At 40.4% G+C, this 19,292-nt stretch carries 18 protein-coding genes; 5 read left to right on the plus strand and 13 right to left on the minus strand.

All coding sequences use genetic code 11. The annotated features are described in order from the left end of the window. Nucleotides 1–7: 7 nt before the first annotated feature. Complete coding sequence (locus SanaruYs_RS06500) at nucleotides 8–781, plus strand: TMEM175 family protein (protein ID WP_127121714.1); 774 nt, start codon at nucleotides 8–10, stop codon at nucleotides 779–781. An 18-nt stretch (nucleotides 782–799) separates the two neighbouring features. Continuing rightward, nucleotides 800–1,162 (plus strand): cupin domain-containing protein, encoded by a 363-nt coding sequence (locus SanaruYs_RS06505; RefSeq protein ID WP_127121715.1) that lies wholly within the window; start codon nucleotides 800–802, stop codon nucleotides 1,160–1,162. 66 nt (nucleotides 1,163–1,228) lie between these two features. Here the strand turns inward: SanaruYs_RS06505 and SanaruYs_RS06510 are convergent, their stop codons facing one another. The 13 genes from SanaruYs_RS06510 to SanaruYs_RS06570 form a co-directional block, all read right to left on the minus strand. Further along, nucleotides 1,229–2,389, minus strand: coding sequence for a 2-isopropylmalate synthase (locus tag SanaruYs_RS06510; protein WP_127121716.1), 1,161 nt, complete (start codon nucleotides 2,387–2,389; stop codon nucleotides 1,229–1,231). A gap of 12 nt (nucleotides 2,390–2,401) precedes the next feature. Beyond that, nucleotides 2,402–3,496, minus strand: a complete 1,095-nt coding sequence (gene leuB, locus SanaruYs_RS06515; RefSeq protein ID WP_127121717.1) for a 3-isopropylmalate dehydrogenase — start codon at nucleotides 3,494–3,496, stop codon at nucleotides 2,402–2,404. 68 nt (nucleotides 3,497–3,564) lie between these two features. Further along, on the minus strand, nucleotides 3,565–4,149 hold the full coding sequence (gene leuD, locus SanaruYs_RS06520) for a 3-isopropylmalate dehydratase small subunit (RefSeq protein ID WP_127121718.1): 585 nt from the start codon (nucleotides 4,147–4,149) through the stop codon (nucleotides 3,565–3,567). Between the two features lie 177 nt (nucleotides 4,150–4,326). Next, nucleotides 4,327–5,739 (minus strand): 3-isopropylmalate dehydratase large subunit, encoded by a 1,413-nt coding sequence (gene leuC, locus SanaruYs_RS06525; RefSeq protein WP_127121719.1) that lies wholly within the window; start codon nucleotides 5,737–5,739, stop codon nucleotides 4,327–4,329. Nucleotides 5,740–6,106: 367 nt separating this feature from the next. Continuing rightward, a complete protein-coding gene (gene ilvA / locus SanaruYs_RS06530; RefSeq protein WP_127121720.1) occupies nucleotides 6,107–7,360 on the minus strand; it encodes a threonine ammonia-lyase IlvA in 1,254 nt (417 codons plus the stop codon). A 95-nt stretch (nucleotides 7,361–7,455) separates the two neighbouring features. Next, nucleotides 7,456–8,523: a ketol-acid reductoisomerase gene (ilvC, locus tag SanaruYs_RS06535; RefSeq protein WP_127121721.1), complete on the minus strand. Its 1,068-nt coding sequence runs from the start codon at nucleotides 8,521–8,523 to the stop codon at nucleotides 7,456–7,458. 32 nt (nucleotides 8,524–8,555) lie between these two features. Next, nucleotides 8,556–8,870, minus strand: coding sequence for an ACT domain-containing protein (locus SanaruYs_RS06540; RefSeq protein ID WP_127121722.1), 315 nt, complete (start codon nucleotides 8,868–8,870; stop codon nucleotides 8,556–8,558). A 2-nt stretch (nucleotides 8,871–8,872) separates the two neighbouring features. Beyond that, nucleotides 8,873–10,627 (minus strand): biosynthetic-type acetolactate synthase large subunit, encoded by a 1,755-nt coding sequence (ilvB, locus tag SanaruYs_RS06545; RefSeq protein ID WP_127121723.1) that lies wholly within the window; start codon nucleotides 10,625–10,627, stop codon nucleotides 8,873–8,875. Continuing rightward, nucleotides 10,602–12,284: a dihydroxy-acid dehydratase gene (ilvD, locus tag SanaruYs_RS06550; RefSeq protein ID WP_127121991.1), complete on the minus strand. Its 1,683-nt coding sequence runs from the start codon at nucleotides 12,282–12,284 to the stop codon at nucleotides 10,602–10,604. The genes ilvB and ilvD overlap by 26 nt, the downstream gene beginning before the upstream one ends. A 54-nt stretch (nucleotides 12,285–12,338) precedes the next feature. Further along, a complete protein-coding gene (locus SanaruYs_RS06555; protein ID WP_127121724.1) occupies nucleotides 12,339–13,229 on the minus strand; it encodes a branched-chain amino acid transaminase in 891 nt (296 codons plus the stop codon). A gap of 599 nt (nucleotides 13,230–13,828) precedes the next feature. After that, nucleotides 13,829–15,382 (minus strand): Rne/Rng family ribonuclease, encoded by a 1,554-nt coding sequence (locus tag SanaruYs_RS06560; RefSeq protein WP_127121725.1) that lies wholly within the window; start codon nucleotides 15,380–15,382, stop codon nucleotides 13,829–13,831. A 348-nt stretch (nucleotides 15,383–15,730) separates the two neighbouring features. Further along, entirely contained in the window at nucleotides 15,731–16,546 is an 816-nt protein-coding gene (locus SanaruYs_RS06565) for a tetratricopeptide repeat protein (RefSeq protein ID WP_127121726.1), read from the minus strand. Nucleotides 16,547–16,584: 38 nt separating this feature from the next. Beyond that, the gene (locus SanaruYs_RS06570; protein ID WP_127121727.1) at nucleotides 16,585–16,899 is read right to left on the minus strand and encodes an HU family DNA-binding protein; all 315 of its coding nucleotides are present in this window, start codon (nucleotides 16,897–16,899) and stop codon (nucleotides 16,585–16,587) included. Nucleotides 16,900–17,034: 135 nt separating this feature from the next. Here SanaruYs_RS06570 and mutY point away from each other — a divergent pair, with 135 nt between their 5' ends. From mutY to gldD, 3 genes are all read left to right on the plus strand, one after another. Then, the gene (gene mutY, locus SanaruYs_RS06575) at nucleotides 17,035–18,066 is read left to right on the plus strand and encodes an A/G-specific adenine glycosylase (protein ID WP_127121728.1); all 1,032 of its coding nucleotides are present in this window, start codon (nucleotides 17,035–17,037) and stop codon (nucleotides 18,064–18,066) included. Nucleotides 18,067–18,153: 87 nt separating this feature from the next. Then, the gene (locus SanaruYs_RS06580; protein WP_127121729.1) at nucleotides 18,154–18,588 is read left to right on the plus strand and encodes a single-stranded DNA-binding protein; all 435 of its coding nucleotides are present in this window, start codon (nucleotides 18,154–18,156) and stop codon (nucleotides 18,586–18,588) included. Between the two features lie 46 nt (nucleotides 18,589–18,634). Then, on the plus strand, nucleotides 18,635–19,210 hold the full coding sequence (gene gldD / locus SanaruYs_RS06585) for a gliding motility lipoprotein GldD (protein WP_174842763.1): 576 nt from the start codon (nucleotides 18,635–18,637) through the stop codon (nucleotides 19,208–19,210). Nucleotides 19,211–19,292 lie beyond the last annotated feature (82 nt).

Consider the following 19,292-nt stretch of genomic DNA (forward strand, 5'->3'; position numbering starts at 1 on the left):
GTGGTATATGGTTCGCGATATTTTTAGAAAGAGCATAGGCATGAATACCGACTTCCGTTATAGGGGAACGGAATCTGGCCGATTAGAAAACTTTAGCGATGCTGTGTTTGCCTTAGCCATAACGCTGCTGCTGATCTCAACATCGCCTCCTAGTACTTTTGAACAGATCATAAAATTTACTTTCGATCTGCTTCCATTTATGATGTGCATAACACTCATCATTTTAATCTGGCACGGGCATTTTGTGTTTTACTATAGATATGGTTTACGCGACAATAAGGTGATTGTGTTAAATACACTCTTTTTAATCATCATGCTGTTCTATGTTTACCCACTCAAGTTTTTGACAAAATTATCACTGTTCGTTATTGCACTTCCATTCAATATAGAGTGGCTCCAAAATGATTTAAGAGCAATGTTAAGAGGAGGTAGTATGGGTGATCTTATGATTATCTATGGTGTGGGTGCGGCCAGTGTTTTTTTTGTGTTAATGTTACTTTACAGATATGCACTTACTAAATCTGAAAACTTAGAATTAAATGAAATTGAAATATTTGACACGAAGGTTAGTATGCGAACAAATCTTTTGCTCGGCCTTATACCGTTTGTTTCAGTTATTATTGCTTTTATTTTCTACAACTCAAAATATGTAGGAGCTTATTCAGGTTTCTCTTATTTTTTCTACGGCCCAGTTATGGCCTGGCATGGCTATAGAACAGACAGGCAACGCAAGGCTATTCTATTGAAGAAACAGGAAGCTGAAATTGATACAATTGAGTAAAACAATAATCCGGAAAAAATGAAAACCAACATTGCTGAAAAATTTGAAAAGATAGCAGAACACTGGCATCCTTACATTATTGGAGAACTTAATGACAACTACGTTAAACTGGCTAAACTAAAAGGCGACTTTGTTTGGCACAACCATCAGGATGAAGACGAACTTTTTGTTGTTGTAAAAGGGACACTATTTATGGAGTACAGAGATGGAAGAATTCTGCAGACAAAACCTGGTGAAATTTTAATTGTACCTAAAGGCGTAGACCATAAGCCTTATACAAATGGAGAAGAGGTTCAGGTAATGCTGATTGAGCCGAAAGCCACCAAACACACAGGAGATGTAAAGGTGGAGCAAACGGTTGAAAACCTTGAGTGGATATAAGTCAATTGAGATTTAAGATGCAAACCACTTAGGTGTGTTGCATCTTAATCCATTATAATAAAAACTTTATCTCACTAAAACTGGTATGCTTGAGGCTAGCGCAACCAACTCATTATCTCCGATTTGTTTTTTCTCATCAGCAAGAATCAAGAAGTTTTCGTAAACATTGTTTAGCTCATCACCTTCAATTTTAAAACCAAGAATTTCTAATCTGTGTTTCAGTGCTGCCCGACCACTGCGCGCAGTGAGTAGAATAGAAGAACAGCCCACGCCCACATCTGCAGGATTTATAATCTCATAGTTTTCAGCATGTTTTAAAAAACCATCCTGATGAATACCGGACGAATGAGAAAATGCATTTTTACCAACGATGGCTTTATTAGGCTGTATAGGCATGCGCATCATGTTACTAACAAGCTGACTGATGCCATAGATGCGTTCGGTCTTTATGTTGGTATATAAACCTAAATCCTGATGAGTTTTAATTGTCATGACTACCTCTTCCAATGAAGTATTTCCGGCACGCTCTCCTATTCCATTGATAGTAACCTCTGCTTGCCGTGCACCATGTATGATACCTTCCATAGTATTGGCTGTAGCCATGCCTAAATCATTATGACAATGAACAGAGATTCTTGCTTTGTCGATATTGCTTACATAATCGTACAAGTATTGAATACGTTTTCCGTATAGATGTGGCAGGCAGTAACCAGTTGTATCCGGAATATTGACTACATCTGCACCGGCACTGATTACAGCCTGCGTCATTTGTACAAGAAAATCAAGATCGGCCCTACCGGCATCTTCTGCATAAAATTCTACTTCGAAACCTTTGGCCTTAGCATATTTAACGGCTGCGACACCCTGCTCTAATACCTGTTCGCGTGTGCTGCGAAACTTATGTTTGATATGAACATCTGAAGAACCAATGCCAGTGTGTATACGACCACGCTTTGCATAACGTAGCGCTTCAGCGGCTACATCAATATCTTCTTCTTTAGCACGTGTTAACCCGCAAACAATAACATCACGAACAGCTCTGGAAATACCAATTACAGAAAGAAAATCTCCAGGACTTGATATGGGGAAGCCCGCTTCAATTACATCCACACCAAGAAGCTCCAGCTCGCGGGCAATAGTAATTTTTTCTTCTGTTGATAATTGGCAGCCTGGCACCTGTTCACCATCGCGAAGGGTGGTGTCGAATATTTCTACTTTATTGTTCATAGTCATTTCTTATTAAGCAATGGAAACATTAATGGCCGACAGTTCTTTTACAATTAAATCGCCCATCATCTGGGTATTCAACATTTTATCTTTGGGTGTAGTCGCATCTGCAATATCTACTGTTCTGAAGCCTGCTCTCAGTACACCTTCAACCGCTTGGATGATGGCCGTAGCTTCTTCTTTTAAACCAAAGGAGATATCCAATAAAAGAGAAGCAGAAAGAATAGAGGCCAAGGGATTGGCAATTCCTTTTCCGGTAATGTCATGGGCACTTCCATGAATGGGTTCGTAAAGACCGACCGTATCTCCAATGGATGCAGAAGCCAACATGCCCATTGAACCGGCTATCTGAGAAGCTTCGTCTGTAAGAATATCTCCAAATAAATTTCCGGTAAGCACTACATCAAAGCTTCGTGGATTTTGAATCAACTTCATGGCAGCGCTGTCTATAAACTGATGTTCTACTGTTACATCAGGATATTCCTTTGCCACCTGCTGGACAACCTCACGCCATAAGCGTGAACTTTCTAACACATTTGCTTTGTCAACAGAGGTAACTTTTTTCCTTCGGCTTTGCGCTGCTTTAAAAGCTTTGTGTGCAATTCGTTCGATCTCATATCGATGGTAGATCATTAGATCATAAGCAGTATTGTCATTGTTTTTTCTACCCTTTTCTCCAAAGTACACATCGCCTGTAAGTTCACGGAAGAATAATATGTCTGCACCTTTTAATATTTCCGGTTTAATGCTTGATGCGTGTAATAGTTCATCGAATAATTTGATGGGACGAAGGTTGGCATACAGACCAAGTTCCTTCCTCATCTTTAACAAGCCCTGTTCTGGTCTTACTTTTAGCGTGGGATCGTTGTCATACTTTGGATGTCCGACTGCGCCAAATAAAATGGCATCAGTGCTTTTTAATTTGCTTAGTGTCTCATCAGGAAGCGGATTATTAGTTGCTTCAATAGCATCATGTCCAATAGCAGCATAGTCAAAAGTAAATTCATGACCGAACAACTCGGCAATTTTTTGTAATACGCGTTTACCCTCGGTGGTTACTTCTTTTCCGATGCCATCACCGGGGAGAATGGTTATTTTTTTTTTCATTGTTATTTTTAGCTTCAAGCCATAAGCTACACGCTACAAGCCTGATGCTTGAAGCGTGTAGCCTGAGGCTATTTGTGTAATAGATCAAACTTTTTTATTTCTGGTCTTAAGTCCAACAAATAATCAATGTCATCGTACCCGTTAATCAGACAGGTTTTTTTATAAGCATTTATATCGAAGTGTTCTGATGAATGGCCGATGCTTACTTTTTGATTTTCTAAATCAATTGTAATACTGGTGTTTGGATCACTTTCAATTTTATTGAATATTTCAAGTAAGAATGCATCACTTACCTGAATAGGAAGCAAAGCATTATTCAAGGCGTTGTTTTTAAAAATGTCAGCAAAGAAGCTGGAAATGATTACTCGAAAACCGTAATCGTATAAAGCCCAGGCGGCATGTTCACGACTGCTGCCACAGCCAAAGTTTTTTCCAGCCACCAAAATTTTGCCTGAATAGCGATTGTCATTTAAAACAAAACTGGCTTTAGGGTTTTCAGCGGCATCGTAGCGCCAGTCGCGAAAGAGGTTGTTACCAAAACCCTCGCGTGTTGTTGCTTTTAAAAAACGCGCAGGTATAATCTGATCTGTATCGATGTTCTCAATAGAAAGCGGAACAGCTGTAGATATAAGTGTTGTGAATTTTTCTTTCATGCCTCACCCTAACCCTCTCCAAAGGAGAGGGAATTAAATTAATTAGTTAAAATTTGCTTTTGCTCAATTATCAATTATTAAATCAATGTCGTTTACTTAAGCTTTCTTTTTATTTGGCCTCACCCTTCCCTCTCCTAAAGAGAGGATGAATGGAGCTTAAGTAAACAACATTGATAGTTAAGTATCCATTAGGTCTCTTACATCGGTAACTTTTCCTGTAATGGCAGCAGCAGCAGCACTCAGTGGACTTGCCAAAAATGTTCTTGACTTAGGTCCTTGTCTGCCTTCAAAATTTCTGTTAGATGTACTGATGCAATATTTTCCTGCGGGTACTTTATCCTCATTCATGCCTAGGCAGGCAGAACAACCAGGACTTCTCAATTCAAAACCAGCAGCCTCAAAAATTTTATCAAGGCCTTCTTTTCTTGCCTGCTCTTCTACTTGTTTTGATCCGGGTACAATCCACACCTCTACATGTTCGGCTTTCTTCTTACCTTTTACCATATCGGCCACCAGACGTAAATCTTCCATGCGTGCATTGGTACAACTACCAATAAAAACGTAGTCGATAGCTTTACCCAAAATTGAAGAACCCCCTTCAAGGCCCATGTATTCCAGCGATTTATTGAAGGACGCGTACTCACCGATTTCTTTTAACTCGCGTGTGTTAGGTATGCGGTCTGTAATTTTTATACCCATGCCAGGATTTGTTCCGTAGGTAATCATGGGAGCAATGTCAGCAGCATCAAATTTTACTATAAGGTCGTAAGCAGCACCATCGTCTGTTTTTAGCTTGCGCCAGTCTTCAACTTTTCTTTCAAAGTCTTCACCTTGAGGCGCGAATTTTCTTCCTCTCATATAGTTGAAAGTAGTTTCATCCGGAGCGATCAAACCACCGCGTGCACCCATTTCAATACTCATATTACAAATAGTCATGCGCGCTTCCATCGAAAGACTTTCGATAGTGCTACCAGCGTATTCAATAAAATAACCCGTTGCACCGCTGGCCGAAAGTTTGGCTATTATATAGAGTATGATGTCTTTTGCTAAAACCCCTTTACCAAGCGAACCATTTATTTCAATTTTCATGGTCTTGGGTTTGTGTTGCAACACACATTGTGTCGCCAACACTTGTTCAACCTCACTGGTACCAATACCAAAAGCAATATTGCCAAAGGCTCCGTGTGTGGAAGTGTGGCTATCGCCACAAACTATAGTCATACCTGGCTGGGTAAGACCCAACTCCGGACCAATAATGTGCACTATACCCTGAAAAGGATGGCCGAGATCGTACAGCTCTATGCCAAAAGCTTCACAGTTTTTTCTAAGTGTTTCTACCTGATGGCGTGACAGTGCTTCTTTAATAGGCAGGTGTTGATCCTTAGTGGGTACGTTGTGATCGGCAGTGGCAGAAGTTCGCGCTGTGTTAAATACACCGATGCCACGTTTACGCAAGCCATCAAAAGCTTGGGGGCTGGTAACTTCATGAATGAAGTGACGATCGATAAATAGTGCGTCAGGGTGACCTTCTTGTCTTTTAACAACGTGAGCATCCCAGATTTTTTCAAAAAGTGTTTTCGCTTTTGTCATGAACAACTGTTAGTTCGTATACCTCCCATATAAAACAACACCGCCCCGATGCGAATAGCATCGGGGCGGGTTATTGATTGTGAAGAATTTTACTTCGCTAATATGGCGTAACATTTCAGTAACATCAACAAAAATCATTTAAAGTTTTAGCTGACGAGTGTTTGGTAGTTTTATGCAAACAAAAACATTTCTCCCTTTTTCTTCACTTATCTCAACATATCAAACAGAATTTTTTTCAATGATTTAAAATCAGTTGAGTATAGTTACCTCCTAATTTCAAAACCTTTATAAAAGAGTAAAGAATATTAAAGGTAAGTAAATGTTTTGTTGCATCTCCTTGAGAACAAAACAGATTCGGAGAAGAAAATCAAATCATGTATTCGAATAAATTTTCATGGTGATTCACAAGTGTATAATTCAGTGTAAATAGATCCATGCGCTCAATCAGAGACACAAAATCATTTTTTGATTTTACTTCAATCCCGATAAGAGCAGGGCCACTTTCTTTATTGTGCTTTTGGATGAATTCAAAACGGACAATGTCGTCCGTTGGCCCAAGTATATTGTTAACAAATTCTTTTAGTGCTCCCGGGCGTTGAGCAAACCGGACAATAAAATAGTGTTTGAGTCCTTCATATAGCAGTGATCGTTCTTTAATCTCTTGCATGCGATCAATGTCATTATTGCCACCACTGATCAGGCAAACCACTTTTTTACCCTTGATTTGCGTTGCATACTGTTCAAGCGATGCAATAGCAAGTGCTCCTGCCGGCTCTGCAACAATGGCATCCTCATTGTAAAGTCGAAGAATGGTTGAGCTTACTTTCCCTTCCGGTACAAGTAACAAATCACTCAGCACCTCCTTGCAAAATGGGAAGGTAATTTCGCCTACTTTTTTAACAGCAGCGCCATCAACAAATTTCTGTATTGTTTCCAACATCACAGGCTTATTGGCTACTAATGCGGCCTGCATGGAGGGAGCACCAGTTGGTTCTACACCAATTATTTTAGTGTTTGGAGAATAAGTTTTAAAATATTGACCTAAGCCCGCACATAATCCGCCTCCACCAATCGGTACAAATAGAAGATCAATGTTCGATTGTTCTTGTAGAATTTCCTTTCCAACCGTTCCCTGTCCTTCTATAACTTTTAAATGGTCGAAAGGAGGAATAAAAACTCCGCGATGTTCTTCACAATAGCGCAAAGCGTGGGTCTGACATTCATCGAAAGTATCGCCAATCAAGATAATACGAACGTAATCACCACCAAACATGACAACCTGATTAATTTTTTGTTTGGGTGTGATGGCAGGCATGTAAATGACACCTTGTATGCTGAGTGCTTTGCATGCGTATGCAACCCCTTGTGCATGGTTGCCCGCACTGGCACACACAACACCCTGCTGACGTTGCGCTTCGCTTAAACTTTGAATAAGGTTGTAGGCCCCACGAATTTTATAAGAACGTACAACCTGTAAGTCTTCACGTTTTAAATACACTTCAGCACCAAAAAGCTCCGATAACTTACGATGAAACTGTAAAGGTGTTTTCAATACAACACTTTTCAGCACTTCATATGCAGCATTGATATCGATTTGATAAGATTCTACAGTAGCAGACATTTATTTTAATTGACAGTTGATAATTAACATTTGACAAAGGCAGTTGACTCAATGAACTAAGCATTGTCAACTACCTATTGCCTATTGTTAAGTGATTAATTGATCATGCTGGCCTCCACCTGTTGTTTTTCCGGACGCAACGCGCGCACGGCAGCACCTGCCTGCCACAACTCACTTTCGCGAAGTTCTTTTAATTCTTCTGCCAGTTTTTCACGATAGTCTGGTTTACTACAGGTTTCAATGGTGCGCTGTGCTTCTTTGCCTGAAGCAACACTTTCATAAAGTTCCTGAAACACGGGAAGTGTAGCTGCTTTAAACTTTCGCTTCCAATCGAGTGCACCACGCTGTGCTGTTGTTGAGCAGTTGGCATACATCCAATCCATACCGTTCTCTGCTACCAATGGCATCAGGCTTTGTGTTAGTTCTTCAACTGTTTCATTGAAAGCTTCAGAAGGCGAGTGACCTTTCGATCGTAACACTTCATATTGTGCTTCAAAAATACCGGCAATAGCACCCATCAATGTTCCACGCTCTCCTGATAAATCGGAGTACACTTCTTTTTTGAAATCGGTCTCAAACAAATAGCCAGAGCCTACACCGATACCAAGGGCAATTGCTTTTTCGCGTGCTTCACCACTTGCGTTTTGAAATACCGCAAAGCTTGAATTAATACCCTTGCCTTGAAGGAATAATCGCCTAACAGATGTACCTGAACCTTTGGGTGCAGCAAGGACAACATCAACATCAGCAGGAGGCACAATACCGGTTTGTTCTTTAAACGTTATACCAAAGCCGTGTGAAAAGTAAAGTGTTTTGCTCTTAGTTAATAAAGGTTTGATGGTTGGCCATGCAGCAATTTGTCCGGCATCAGAAAGTAAAAATTGTATAATGGTTCCACGCCTGGCTGCTTCTTCAATATCGAATAAGGTTTCACCCGGAATCCAGCCATGTTCAACAGCTTTATTGTATGTTTTGCCTTTGCGCTGGCCGATAATTACGTTGAATCCATTATCGCGGAGGTTAAGGGCTTGTGCAGGACCTTGCACACCGTAACCAATAATGGCAATGGTTTCGTTTTGTAAAAATGCCAATGCTTTTTCCATTGGAAACTCTTCGCGTGTAACTACTTCTTCTATTGTTCCGCCAAAATTAATTTGTGCCATTTTTAAAATTTTAAGTTAGGTGTTAATATTTATTAATAAGATTTGCTAATACCCTGATGAATAAAACTGTTAGAATTAAAGAGAGATTCCGGTTGAAGTGCATCTGCTTCATAGTAAATAGCACTTTCCACCTCAATTAGTTTCTCTAGCTGCTGCTTTACTTTTTCAATCATTTCAGGTGTTGTGTGTAAAAGCATGGTGGCGCCACCTTTCCTGAAATTTTCTTCGTGCTCATGAGCAATCAGTTTTTTAATGCGAACACGTCTGCGGTTCAATACATTGATCATACGGTTAAGCACTGAAAAATTATTATCAGCCAATACTTCTATGATAAAATCGTTACGCATAGTTATTTTTTAAATTGTTCTAATATGATTTCGGCTACCCCGGCACCGGTGGGTACCATTGGAAAAACATTTTCTTCTTTTTCAACCACTACTTCTAAAAAATATGCATTGGGGGAGTCAAGCATTTCCTTCACAGCCTGGCGTAGGTCCTTTCGTTCAGTAATTTTCATTGCTTCTATGTTATATGCCTCCGAGAGCGCAATAAAATTAGGGTTCTTCATTTCTGTAAATGAATAGCGCTTATCAAAAAACAGTTGCTGCCACTGACGCACCATACCCAGAAAACTATTGTTGAGCACAACAATTTTTACAGGAACCTGATACTGCATGATAGTTCCTAACTCTTGCAGTGTCATTTGAAAACCGCCATCACCAATAACCGCCACCACTTGTTTATCGGATTGGCCAAGTTTTGCACCAATGGCGCCTGGTAAAGCAAAGCCCATTGTTCCCGCACCACCAGATGTGATGTTGGTACGCGGATTTTTAAATTGAAAATAGCGTGCTGCTACCATCTGATGCTGCCCAACATCAGTTACCAGAATGGCTTCACCTTTTGTCTGATCCGTTATCTCTTTAATCACTTCAGCCATGTGCAATGATTTACTGAGTGGATGAAAGGCGAATTGAATTACTTTTTCATGCTCCAGACGATTTGCTTCGTGAAAACGCTTCAGCCAATCACTATGTGTGTTTTTGTTAACAAGAGTAATCAATGTGTGAAGCGCCTGTTTTACGTCTGCATGCACTGCCACCTCTGCTTTAATAATTTTATTAAGTTCTGCCTGATCTATATCGATGTGTATAACCTTTGCTTGTTTGGCATACTTACTAACATTACCAGTTACACGGTCGTCAAAGCGCATACCTAAGGCAATTAACACATCACATTCGTTGGTTAATATGTTAGCACCATAGTTACCATGCATACCCAGGTAGCCTGCATATAAAGGGTGTGAGGTTGATATACAAGACTGGCCTAATAAAGTAGTCGCCACAGGAATTCCTGTTTTTTCCACAAAGGCGCGTAGTTCTTCCGTTGCTTCACCCAACAGAATGCCTTGCCCAGCTAAAATATAAGGTCGTTTGGCCTGGTTAATCAATACAGCGGCCTGTTCTAGTTTGTTTTGATCGGGTTCAGGTTTTGGGTTATAGGTGCGAACCTTTGTACAGGCTTTGTATTCAAAGGCATCGATCATTTCGAATTGTGCATTCTTGGTAATGTCAATCAGAACAGGTCCCGGACGACCACTTCGTGCAATGAAAAAAGCTTTCGCTACTTGCTCAGCTATTGTGGAGGCTTCTGTAATTTGAACATTCCATTTCGTAACCGGTAGTGTGGTGTTGATCACATCCATTTCCTGGAAAGCATCTGTACCCAGTAAATGTGCTGCCACCTGCCCGGTGATGCAAACGAGTGGTGTTGAGTCGATAGAGGCATCACCTAAACCAGTAACCAGGTTGGCAGCACCAGGTCCCGATGTGGCAATAACAACACCAACTTTCCCGGTAGCCCTTGCAAAACCTTGTGCTGCATGAATGGCGCCTTGCTCATGACGAACTAAAATATGATTGAGTCTATCACTGAATGAATACAAAGCATCATATACAGGCATGATGGCTCCACCGGGATAACCGAAAAGAACATTCACACCTTCCGCAACCAGACATTGTAACAAAGCTTCTGATCCGGAAATTTGTTTTGCCGTATTGGCTAGATTCAATTGATCTTCAATCTTCGTCAGTAACGCATCCATCAGCAGCGGTTTTTACTTGTTGAGCATATTTTTTTAAAATCCCTTTTGTTGCACGAAGCGCTGGTTGCTTCCACGCCTTTTTTCTTTCCGCAATAACAGATGCATCCACCAGCAAATTGATTTCATGTTTTTGCACATCAATCTCAATTATGTCTTCATCTTCAACCAGTGCGATAAGGCCACCATCGAAGGCCTCTGGTGTAATGTGACCAATAACGAATCCATGAGAACCACCAGAGAATCTTCCATCAGTAATCAAGGCAACAGATTTTCCAAGACCCGAACCCATGATTAAACTTGTTGGTTTGAGCATCTCGGGCATGCCTGGTGCACCACGAGGACCTACATATCGGATGACAACAACATCTCCTGCTTTGATTTTACCGGAACGGATGCCATCTGTTAATTCAAACTCACCATTAAACACGCGTGCAGTTCCTTTAAAGCGCTCACCTTCTTTACCTGTTATTTTTGCAACCGAACCTTTCTCCGCCAGGTTGCCGTACAGTATCTGTAAGTGGCCTGTTGTTTTGATTGGTCTTTCGATAGGATGAATAATGTCTTGTTTTTCAAAATCAAGTGCAGCAACCTTGTTGAGATTTTCTGCAATTGTTTTTCCAGTAACTGTGAGACAATCACCATGCAGAAAACCTTTATCTAAAAGATATTTCATTACTAAAGGCGTTCCACCAATCTTGTGCAGATCGCCCATGAGATATTTTCCACTTGGTTTTAAATCAGCAAGCAAAGGGGTCTTATCAGAAATGCGTTGAAAATCTTCTTGAGTAATTTCAACACCCACGGTTTTAGCCATGGCAATCAGGTGTAGCACTGCATTGGTAGAACCACCCAACACCATAACCAGGGTTATAGCATTTTCAAAAGCTTTGAATGTCATGATATCAGATGGCTTAATATCTTGTTCAAGTAAGTTGAGAATGTGTTTACCTGCTGCTGCACACTCGGCAGATTTCTCTTTGCTCAATGCCGGATTGGATGATGAGTAAGGCAAGGCCATCCCAAGTGCTTCAATAGCGGAAGCCATCGTGTTGGCAGTATACATACCACCGCAGGCTCCAGCACCCGGGCATGAGTTTTGAATTATGCCTTTGAAATCTTCATCAGAAAGTTTGTTGGCAATTTTTTCTCCCAGCGCTTCGAAGGATGATACGATGTTCAGTTCTTTTCCCTTCCAATGACCACCGGCAATAGTGCCTCCGTATACCATAATGGCAGGACGATTTAAACGACCCATGGCCATAATGGAGCCGGGCATATTCTTATCACAACCCACAACAGCAATGAGTGCATCATAATATTGAGCACCACATACAGTTTCTATTGAGTCGGCAATAACTTCCCGGCTAACCAAGGAATAACGCATGCCTTCTGTACCGTTGGCAATGCCATCGCTTACACCAATAGTGTGAAATATCAGTCCGACTAAATCATTATCCCAAACTGCAGTTTTTACTTCTTGTGCAAGCGCATTTAAATGCATGTTGCAAGTGTTACCGTCAAAGCCAGTGCTTACGATACCAACTTGTGCTTTTTTTAAATCGTTTTCAGTAAGTCCTATACCATATAGCATGGCTTGCGAAGCCGGTAAGGAAGGATCTTGAGTGATGGTACGACTGTATTTATTCATAAGCTTCATGCCCCAAGCAGTACGCCCCAAGCCCGAAGCTTGTAGCGCGTGTCTTGAAGCCTTTTATACGATTATATATGAGGAATAGCTTTTCTCTAACACCAGACTTTTATAAGCCTCCTGAATAATTGCACCAAGTGTATTTTTCCAGTGCTTGTTAAACGTATGCCCTTCAATAGATTCAATGCCGGCAACTTCTGCAGCAGTGCCACAATAGAAGGCACCATCTGCTTCGAACAATTCTTCAGGATTTATCTTTTTCTCAACTACAGGAATGTCCAGCTCTTTACAGATTTGCAATACCGTGTGGCGCGTTATCCCAGGAAGTATATGTCCTAATGAAGGAGTAAATAACGCGCCATCTTTTTCATAGAAGAAATTTGCACCAGGCCCTTCGGCAACATTTCCTTCCATGTCCAGCATTAGGGCTTCATCAAAGCCACGTTGCTTGGCTTCTGAAGTAGCCAGAATAGAATTTACGTAATGCCCGGATACTTTAGCCTCAATGCGAATTGATTTTGGATTAGGACGCTGATAAGAAGAAATACTTAAGCGCAATAGCTGATCACCTAAATACTTGCCCCACTCCCAGGCACAAATCATTAAGGATACTTCTTTGGGCGATGTGAGCGACATATTAGGGCCGCAGTATACAAGCGGGCGTATGTAGGCATCAGCAAAGTTATTTCTTCGTAATACCTGATAGGTAATTTGTTCTAACTCCTCGACAGTATAACTGAAAGGAATGTTAACCAATTCGCAACTCTTTTTTAATCGTTTGTAGTGTTCTTCCGATTTAAAAATCTTTACACCATTAACAGTTTGGTAAGCGCGTATGCCTTCGAAGACACCGTAACCATAGTGTAGTGTCTGTGAATATAAATCCGTTGATGCTTCACTGGCCTTTACATATTTGCCATTAAGAAAGAGAATGCTTTCGCTATTGTAGTACATAAAATTTAAACAATCGTTAGTTTGTATAGGTATATATAAAATGAAACCGTCCCGCTTGTGGCGGGACGGCTTCAGTATAATTTCATTTATAAAGTCGCATTACCCGCCTGATGGTTGGAGAATAATAATGACCAACACAATCACAAGACGCGTAACAAACGTTAGGTTGCTTGTTTGCATTAATTTTGTAATTGTTAAAAATGTGTTCATACTATTTTGTCTGCTTCACAATTGTGAACATTTAATTTTTAAAATTCAAGTTAAGGCAAAATTATTTTCTTTAGAGAATCTTTAACAAGCGTTAGTTAAGCTAGTTAAAAAAAGCTACAGCAAACACCTGGATGGACAGTTAAAACACGTGTGCTGATTGAATTTATTTAAAGAATAGACGGAATGACAAAGTGTTAACAACAACAAATTTCATTTGTAAAACGATGCGCAAAGTAAGGTGGTGGTAGTACTCACCACTGCGAGTTGAAGAACCCTACAACCTTTTAGTTGTGATATAAGTTAAGGTTCTTTTTTTCAGATTGAAGCAAAAATGATTAATGAGCATAAAAAAACCCTGACGAGCAGGGTTTTTATTTTTTGCAGTTATGTTAAGCAGTTAACTGAATCTCCTCCCCCTCTTTATTGAGGAATTTAAATTCAGTCATACCCATAGAGGAATCTTTTTCCATTCTTACCCAGCTCTTGTACTTGAAGAACCATTTCACACGTTGTGAGAAAACTCCTTTAGTAAAATAAGCATGTAAATAAGGATGAAGTGCTAACACCAGATTTTTTTCATTCTGTTTGCTAAGCAAATCTTCTAAGGTTTTTTCAATAAGATCAGATACTAAAATTGAAGCAGTGATCTTACCGGTACCGTTACAAGTAGGGCACAGCTCTTTTGTAACAATATTCATCTGTGGCCTTACACGCTCGCGTGTAATTTGCATAATGCCGAATTTAGATAAAGGCAACACTGTGTGTTTCGCTTTATCATCTTTCATGGCATCTTTCATAGCCTGGTAGATCATGCGCTTATGCTCTGGGTTGCGCATATCGATAAAATCGATTACGATAATACCACCCATATCGCGTAAGCGAAGCTGACGAGCAATTTCTTTCGCTGCTTCTACATTTACAGAGATGGCAGTGTTTTCCTGACTCTCCTCGCGATTACTTTTGTTACCGCTGTTAACGTCAACAACATGCAAAGCTTCGGTGTGCTCTACAATTAAGTAGCCACCACCCTTTAAGCTTACAGTAGTGCCAAAAGCAGATTTGATTTGCTTCTCAATACCGTAGTGTTCAAATATCTTTGCACGACCAGTATAGAGCTTTACAATATTTTCAAGATCAGGAGAAATATTGCGTACGTAAGCACGTATTTCATCATAGAGCTTCTTATCATCAACATGAATGTTGTCGAAAGACTCGTTTAACAGATCACGAAGTATAGAGGATGTTTTATTGAGTTCACCAATTAGCTTATCTGCAGTTTGTGCTTCTGCTAATTTGGCAATACCGTCTTCCCAGGTTTTAACCAGGTTGCGCAGGTCTTTGTCTAATTCTGCAACTTCCACACCTTCAGCAACGGTACGAATAATGACACCGAAGTTGGCGGGTTTAATAGACGTGATGAGGCGTTGAAGGCGTTTACGCTCTTCGCTGCTTGTAATTTTTTTAGATACACTTACCGTATTACTAAACGGTACCATTACCAGGTATCGCCCGGCAAGGGATAACTCGCACGAAAGCCGTGGCCCTTTTGTTGAGATGGGTTCTTTTACAATTTGAACTGGTATTATCTGGCCTTTGGTAAGTTGCGTTGCAATCTTGCCATGCTTGTCAATGTCCTGTTCAAGTGTGAATTTCTCCAGCTTACCAAAGATCTTTTTAGCACGCACAAGTTTCGTAAACTTAGTTAACGAACCAAATTGCGGCCCCAGATCGAGGTAATGAAGGAAGGCATCTTTATCATAACCAAGTTCTATGAAGGCTGCATTAAGACCTTGTACCACTTTTTTAACAGTGCCAAGGTAAATGTCGCCCACAACAAACTTGCTACCCTCTTCTTCGTTGTGAAATTCTACAAGAGTTTTGTCTCTTAGAAGGGCTATACGACTTCCGTCCTGAGTCGCGCTGATGATTAGCTCGTTGCTCAAAACAATGAAGTTTAAATGTTAAAAAATAAGTTGTATAGCAATAATCGATAGTTATTCCCGGTATTACCCTTTTCCATTGTATGCCTTTGGAGGGTCAGCCAGTATCCCCTAATAATAGGGGGTACCGGAACGAGTCCGGTACTACCTAAAAATTACTTCTTCTTATGACGGTTCTTTCTCAAGCGCTTCTTGCGCTTGTGAGTAGCCATCTTATGCTTTTTTCTTTTCTTTCCGCTTGGCATAGAAATGATTTGGTTTTGGGTAGTCCTTTGCGATGGGGGCAATCCGGATTTTAGATTACTTCATCACGCTTTCGCGCTACTCGCCAAGGCTTCCCCTGTTAAACAATTATTTTAAATCCTTCAGGTAAGAATCTACTGTGGCCTGCACAGCTGGATCCTTATCCATATCTTTTACTTTTTCAAACTGGCTCTTCGCTTTCGCGTTGTTGCCTGTTTGCATGTAAGCCACTCCTAATAATAGCTGCGCCTGAATATGCTGTGGGTTTATGCCTACTAGCGTATTAAGTCTCTCAATCGCGTTTTCATATTGGCCGGATTGTACCGACAACATGCCCAGATTGAAGAGCGCAGTTTCATTTTTTGCATCGACCGTCAACACCTCGCGCAACATTAAAATACCCTGCATAGGGTTGTTAGACGAGAGATAAGTCATGGCCAGGTTATTTTTTACCTCAAGGTCGTTCGCTTTTACGCTTAAAACCTTGTTGTAAAACTCCTGGGCTTTAGAGGCCAATGCCTGTTGCTTGTTGGCATCCAGAGCAAAAGTGTAAGCCTGATAATAGTTATCACCAGCCTTCCTCCAACTTTCCACAGTGTTAAAGAACGAAGCAGCATCTTCAAAAAACCACGCAGAACTGTCAAAAATGCCAGCATTTGCGTACCAGGTTCCCAAAGAGTCGGCAAAGATAGCCTTTTTTTCTTTTTCCGCAGTTTCCCGCCAGAAAGTCCGGTGCTGACCAATTTTTCCCTTTAACTCAGCTGGTGCAGCCATGTGAGGCTCATTGGCTTTGTCGGGAGTATTTGTCTGTTCTTGGTTCCTGGTTAGCTCATCTTCATTACTTACCACAGACTTTGGTAGCTGAAATAAGAGCAACACCAAAAGGGCGCAAACCGCCACTAGTATGATTCTGGTCTTTAGCATAAGTACAGGGTGGTAAAATAAGGAACTAGGAAGGGTGCTTATGATTCAGCCTTTTCGGCCATCATTTTAACCTTTTCGCTGTTTTTAATTTTGTTTACGAAAATTTTGGCAGGTTTAAAGGCAGGAATGTAGTGCTCGTCAATAACAATAGCCGTGTTGCGAGAGATGTTACGGGCAATCTTCTTCTTTCTTTTTTTGTTAATAAAGCTTCCAAAACCTCTGATATAGATGTTTTGACCGGATGCCATGTTGTTTTTTACAACACTTAAAAAGGCTTCTACCGTGGCGTTTACATCGGCCTTATCTACACCTGTTTTTTCTGCAATTTCGTTAATGATGTCTGCTTTTGTCACGACTGTAATGGTTTAATACTCAGGAACAAGGCTCAAAGTTAAGCGAGCGAACTATAATCGCAAACTATGATTAGCTGATTATCAATTTTTTATGATAAAGCTTGCACGTTCAGACTTTTAAGGCATATTCGCGCGATGAGCAAATCCCTCCCCAAAAACTTTGCCTCCGAGCTCATAAGCTGGTATAGTGAAAATAAGAGAGAGCTTCCCTGGCGAAGAAATCCTAAACCCTACAACGTTTGGCTATCCGAAATCATTCTACAACAAACCCGGGTAAACCAAGGCTTGCCATACTATTATCGTTTCATTGAACATTTTTCCACAGTAAAAGATTTAGCTGCGGCATCAGAACAAGAAGTCTTACGTCTTTGGCAAGGGCTGGGTTATTATAGTCGTGCCCGAAACCTGCACAAATGTGCCAAACAGGTATGTGAATTTCATAAAGGAGTATTCCCTCAAAATTTCGAAGCGCTTAAAAAACTTCCAGGCATTGGTGATTATACGGCAGCAGCTATTGCCTCTATCTGTTATAAAGAGCCTGTAGCGGTGGTCGATGGAAACGTGTATCGGGTAATGGCGCGTGTGTTTGGCATAGACACACCGATTAATAGTCCAAAAGCTAAACCGGAGTTTTTCGATTTGGGCAATAAATTAATCGACACACAACGACCTGATGAATATAACCAGGGAATAATGGAGTTTGGTGCACTGCACTGCACACCCCGAAACCCTAAGTGCGATGTTTGTCCCTTGAGCAAGTTATGTATAGCAAAACAAAAGGGTTTGCAAGGTGTACTTCCTGTTAAAGAGAAAAAGCTTAAAGTTCGTAAGAGATACTTTTATTATTTAGTAAGACGAAATGCGCAGTCGCTGGCTATGAAAAAGCGCGAAGAAAAAGACATCTGGCAAGGCCTGTATGATTTTGAATTGGTGGAAAGCACTGATCCTTTAGATGGGGCCACACTTGCAAAGCGGGTGGGTGTAAAAAAAATACTGTGGTCGGAGGAATACAAACACATATTAACACATCAAATAATTTTTGCTCGTTTTGCCGTGCTGGAGTCAAAAAACAAGGATCATAATTATTTTTCGTATAAGAAGATAGCGGCTTTACCCAAACCGGTTTTAATCAGTAAATTTTTAAGCGATAAGGGTTTTTTGAAATAAAACCTGAGCAAGATCCGACATAGATTGTCGTTGAGAAAAGCGATATTTGTCTAAGTAATTGATCGTGTAATTTAAAACAGCAGATATATGGCAGGCGTAAACAAAGTAATTCTGATTGGTCGTTTAGGAAAAGACCCTGAAATAAGAAATTTCGATAATGGTGGTATGATCGCCAACTTTACCATGGCAACTTCTGAAGTATATAAGGACAAAACTACAGGAGAGAAAAAGGAAATAACAGATTGGCACAATGTGGTAGCACGTATACCTCAGCAAGCAGACATTATACAGAAGTATGTAAAGAAGGGAGACATGTTGTACGTAGAGGGAAAGTTGCGCACACGTTCCTGGGAAAAAGACGGAGTGACCCGCTACACCACAGAAGTGATTGTAGATAATTTCACCATGCTTACACCGAAAGGAAACAGCCAAGGTGGAAATACTGGCAATTATGGATCGGCCCCTGCATCACAAGCAGCACCTATTAATATGGATGCTGGTAGCGATGATCTTCCATTCTAAAGAAAAGCACTTGAAGTATAATATTATAAAATTTCAAAAAGGCCTGATGCTATTATTAAGCACCGGGCTTTTTTTGTTTTCATGCGAGCGCGATTACTTACCAAAATCACTGGGTTATAATAGAATTGCTTTACCAGCTCAGGAGTATGTGAACTTACCGGACACCCTGCCGTACTTTTTCCAATATTCTAAGCATGCACAATTACTAAAAGATACTTCATGGATTAGAGAGCGCTATTGGGTTGAGATTTATTATCCAACACTCAAGGCTAATATTCATGTAACATACAAAGAGATTAATAATGATGAAAAATTGTTGCGAGAATACCTGAATGATGCTTACGTGCTAACCGCCAAACATCAATTAAAGGCAAATGCAATAGATGAAGTAATTATTAAGACTCCTAAAGGTTATACAGCGGTAATTGCAGAACTACAAGGAGAAGTGCCTAGTCAGTTTCAGTTTACGATAACAGATTCTAGTAAAAACTTTATGAGGGGTGCGCTTTATTTCAACACACAAATAAATAATGATTCCCTGCAACCTTCTATTGAGTTTATGAAGAAGGAGATAATGCACCTTATTAATACAATGGAGTGGAGAGAAAATACCTCTAATTAGGTATTTTGAAATTGAGCAGATTTTACCAGATTTACGGTCTGTTAATTATCAAGGTGGTAAAGAAATTTGAAACTGTGCAGCC

The organism is Chryseotalea sanaruensis, assembly GCF_003990915.1.
Lineage (GTDB): Bacteria > Bacteroidota > Bacteroidia > Cytophagales > Cyclobacteriaceae > Chryseotalea > Chryseotalea sanaruensis.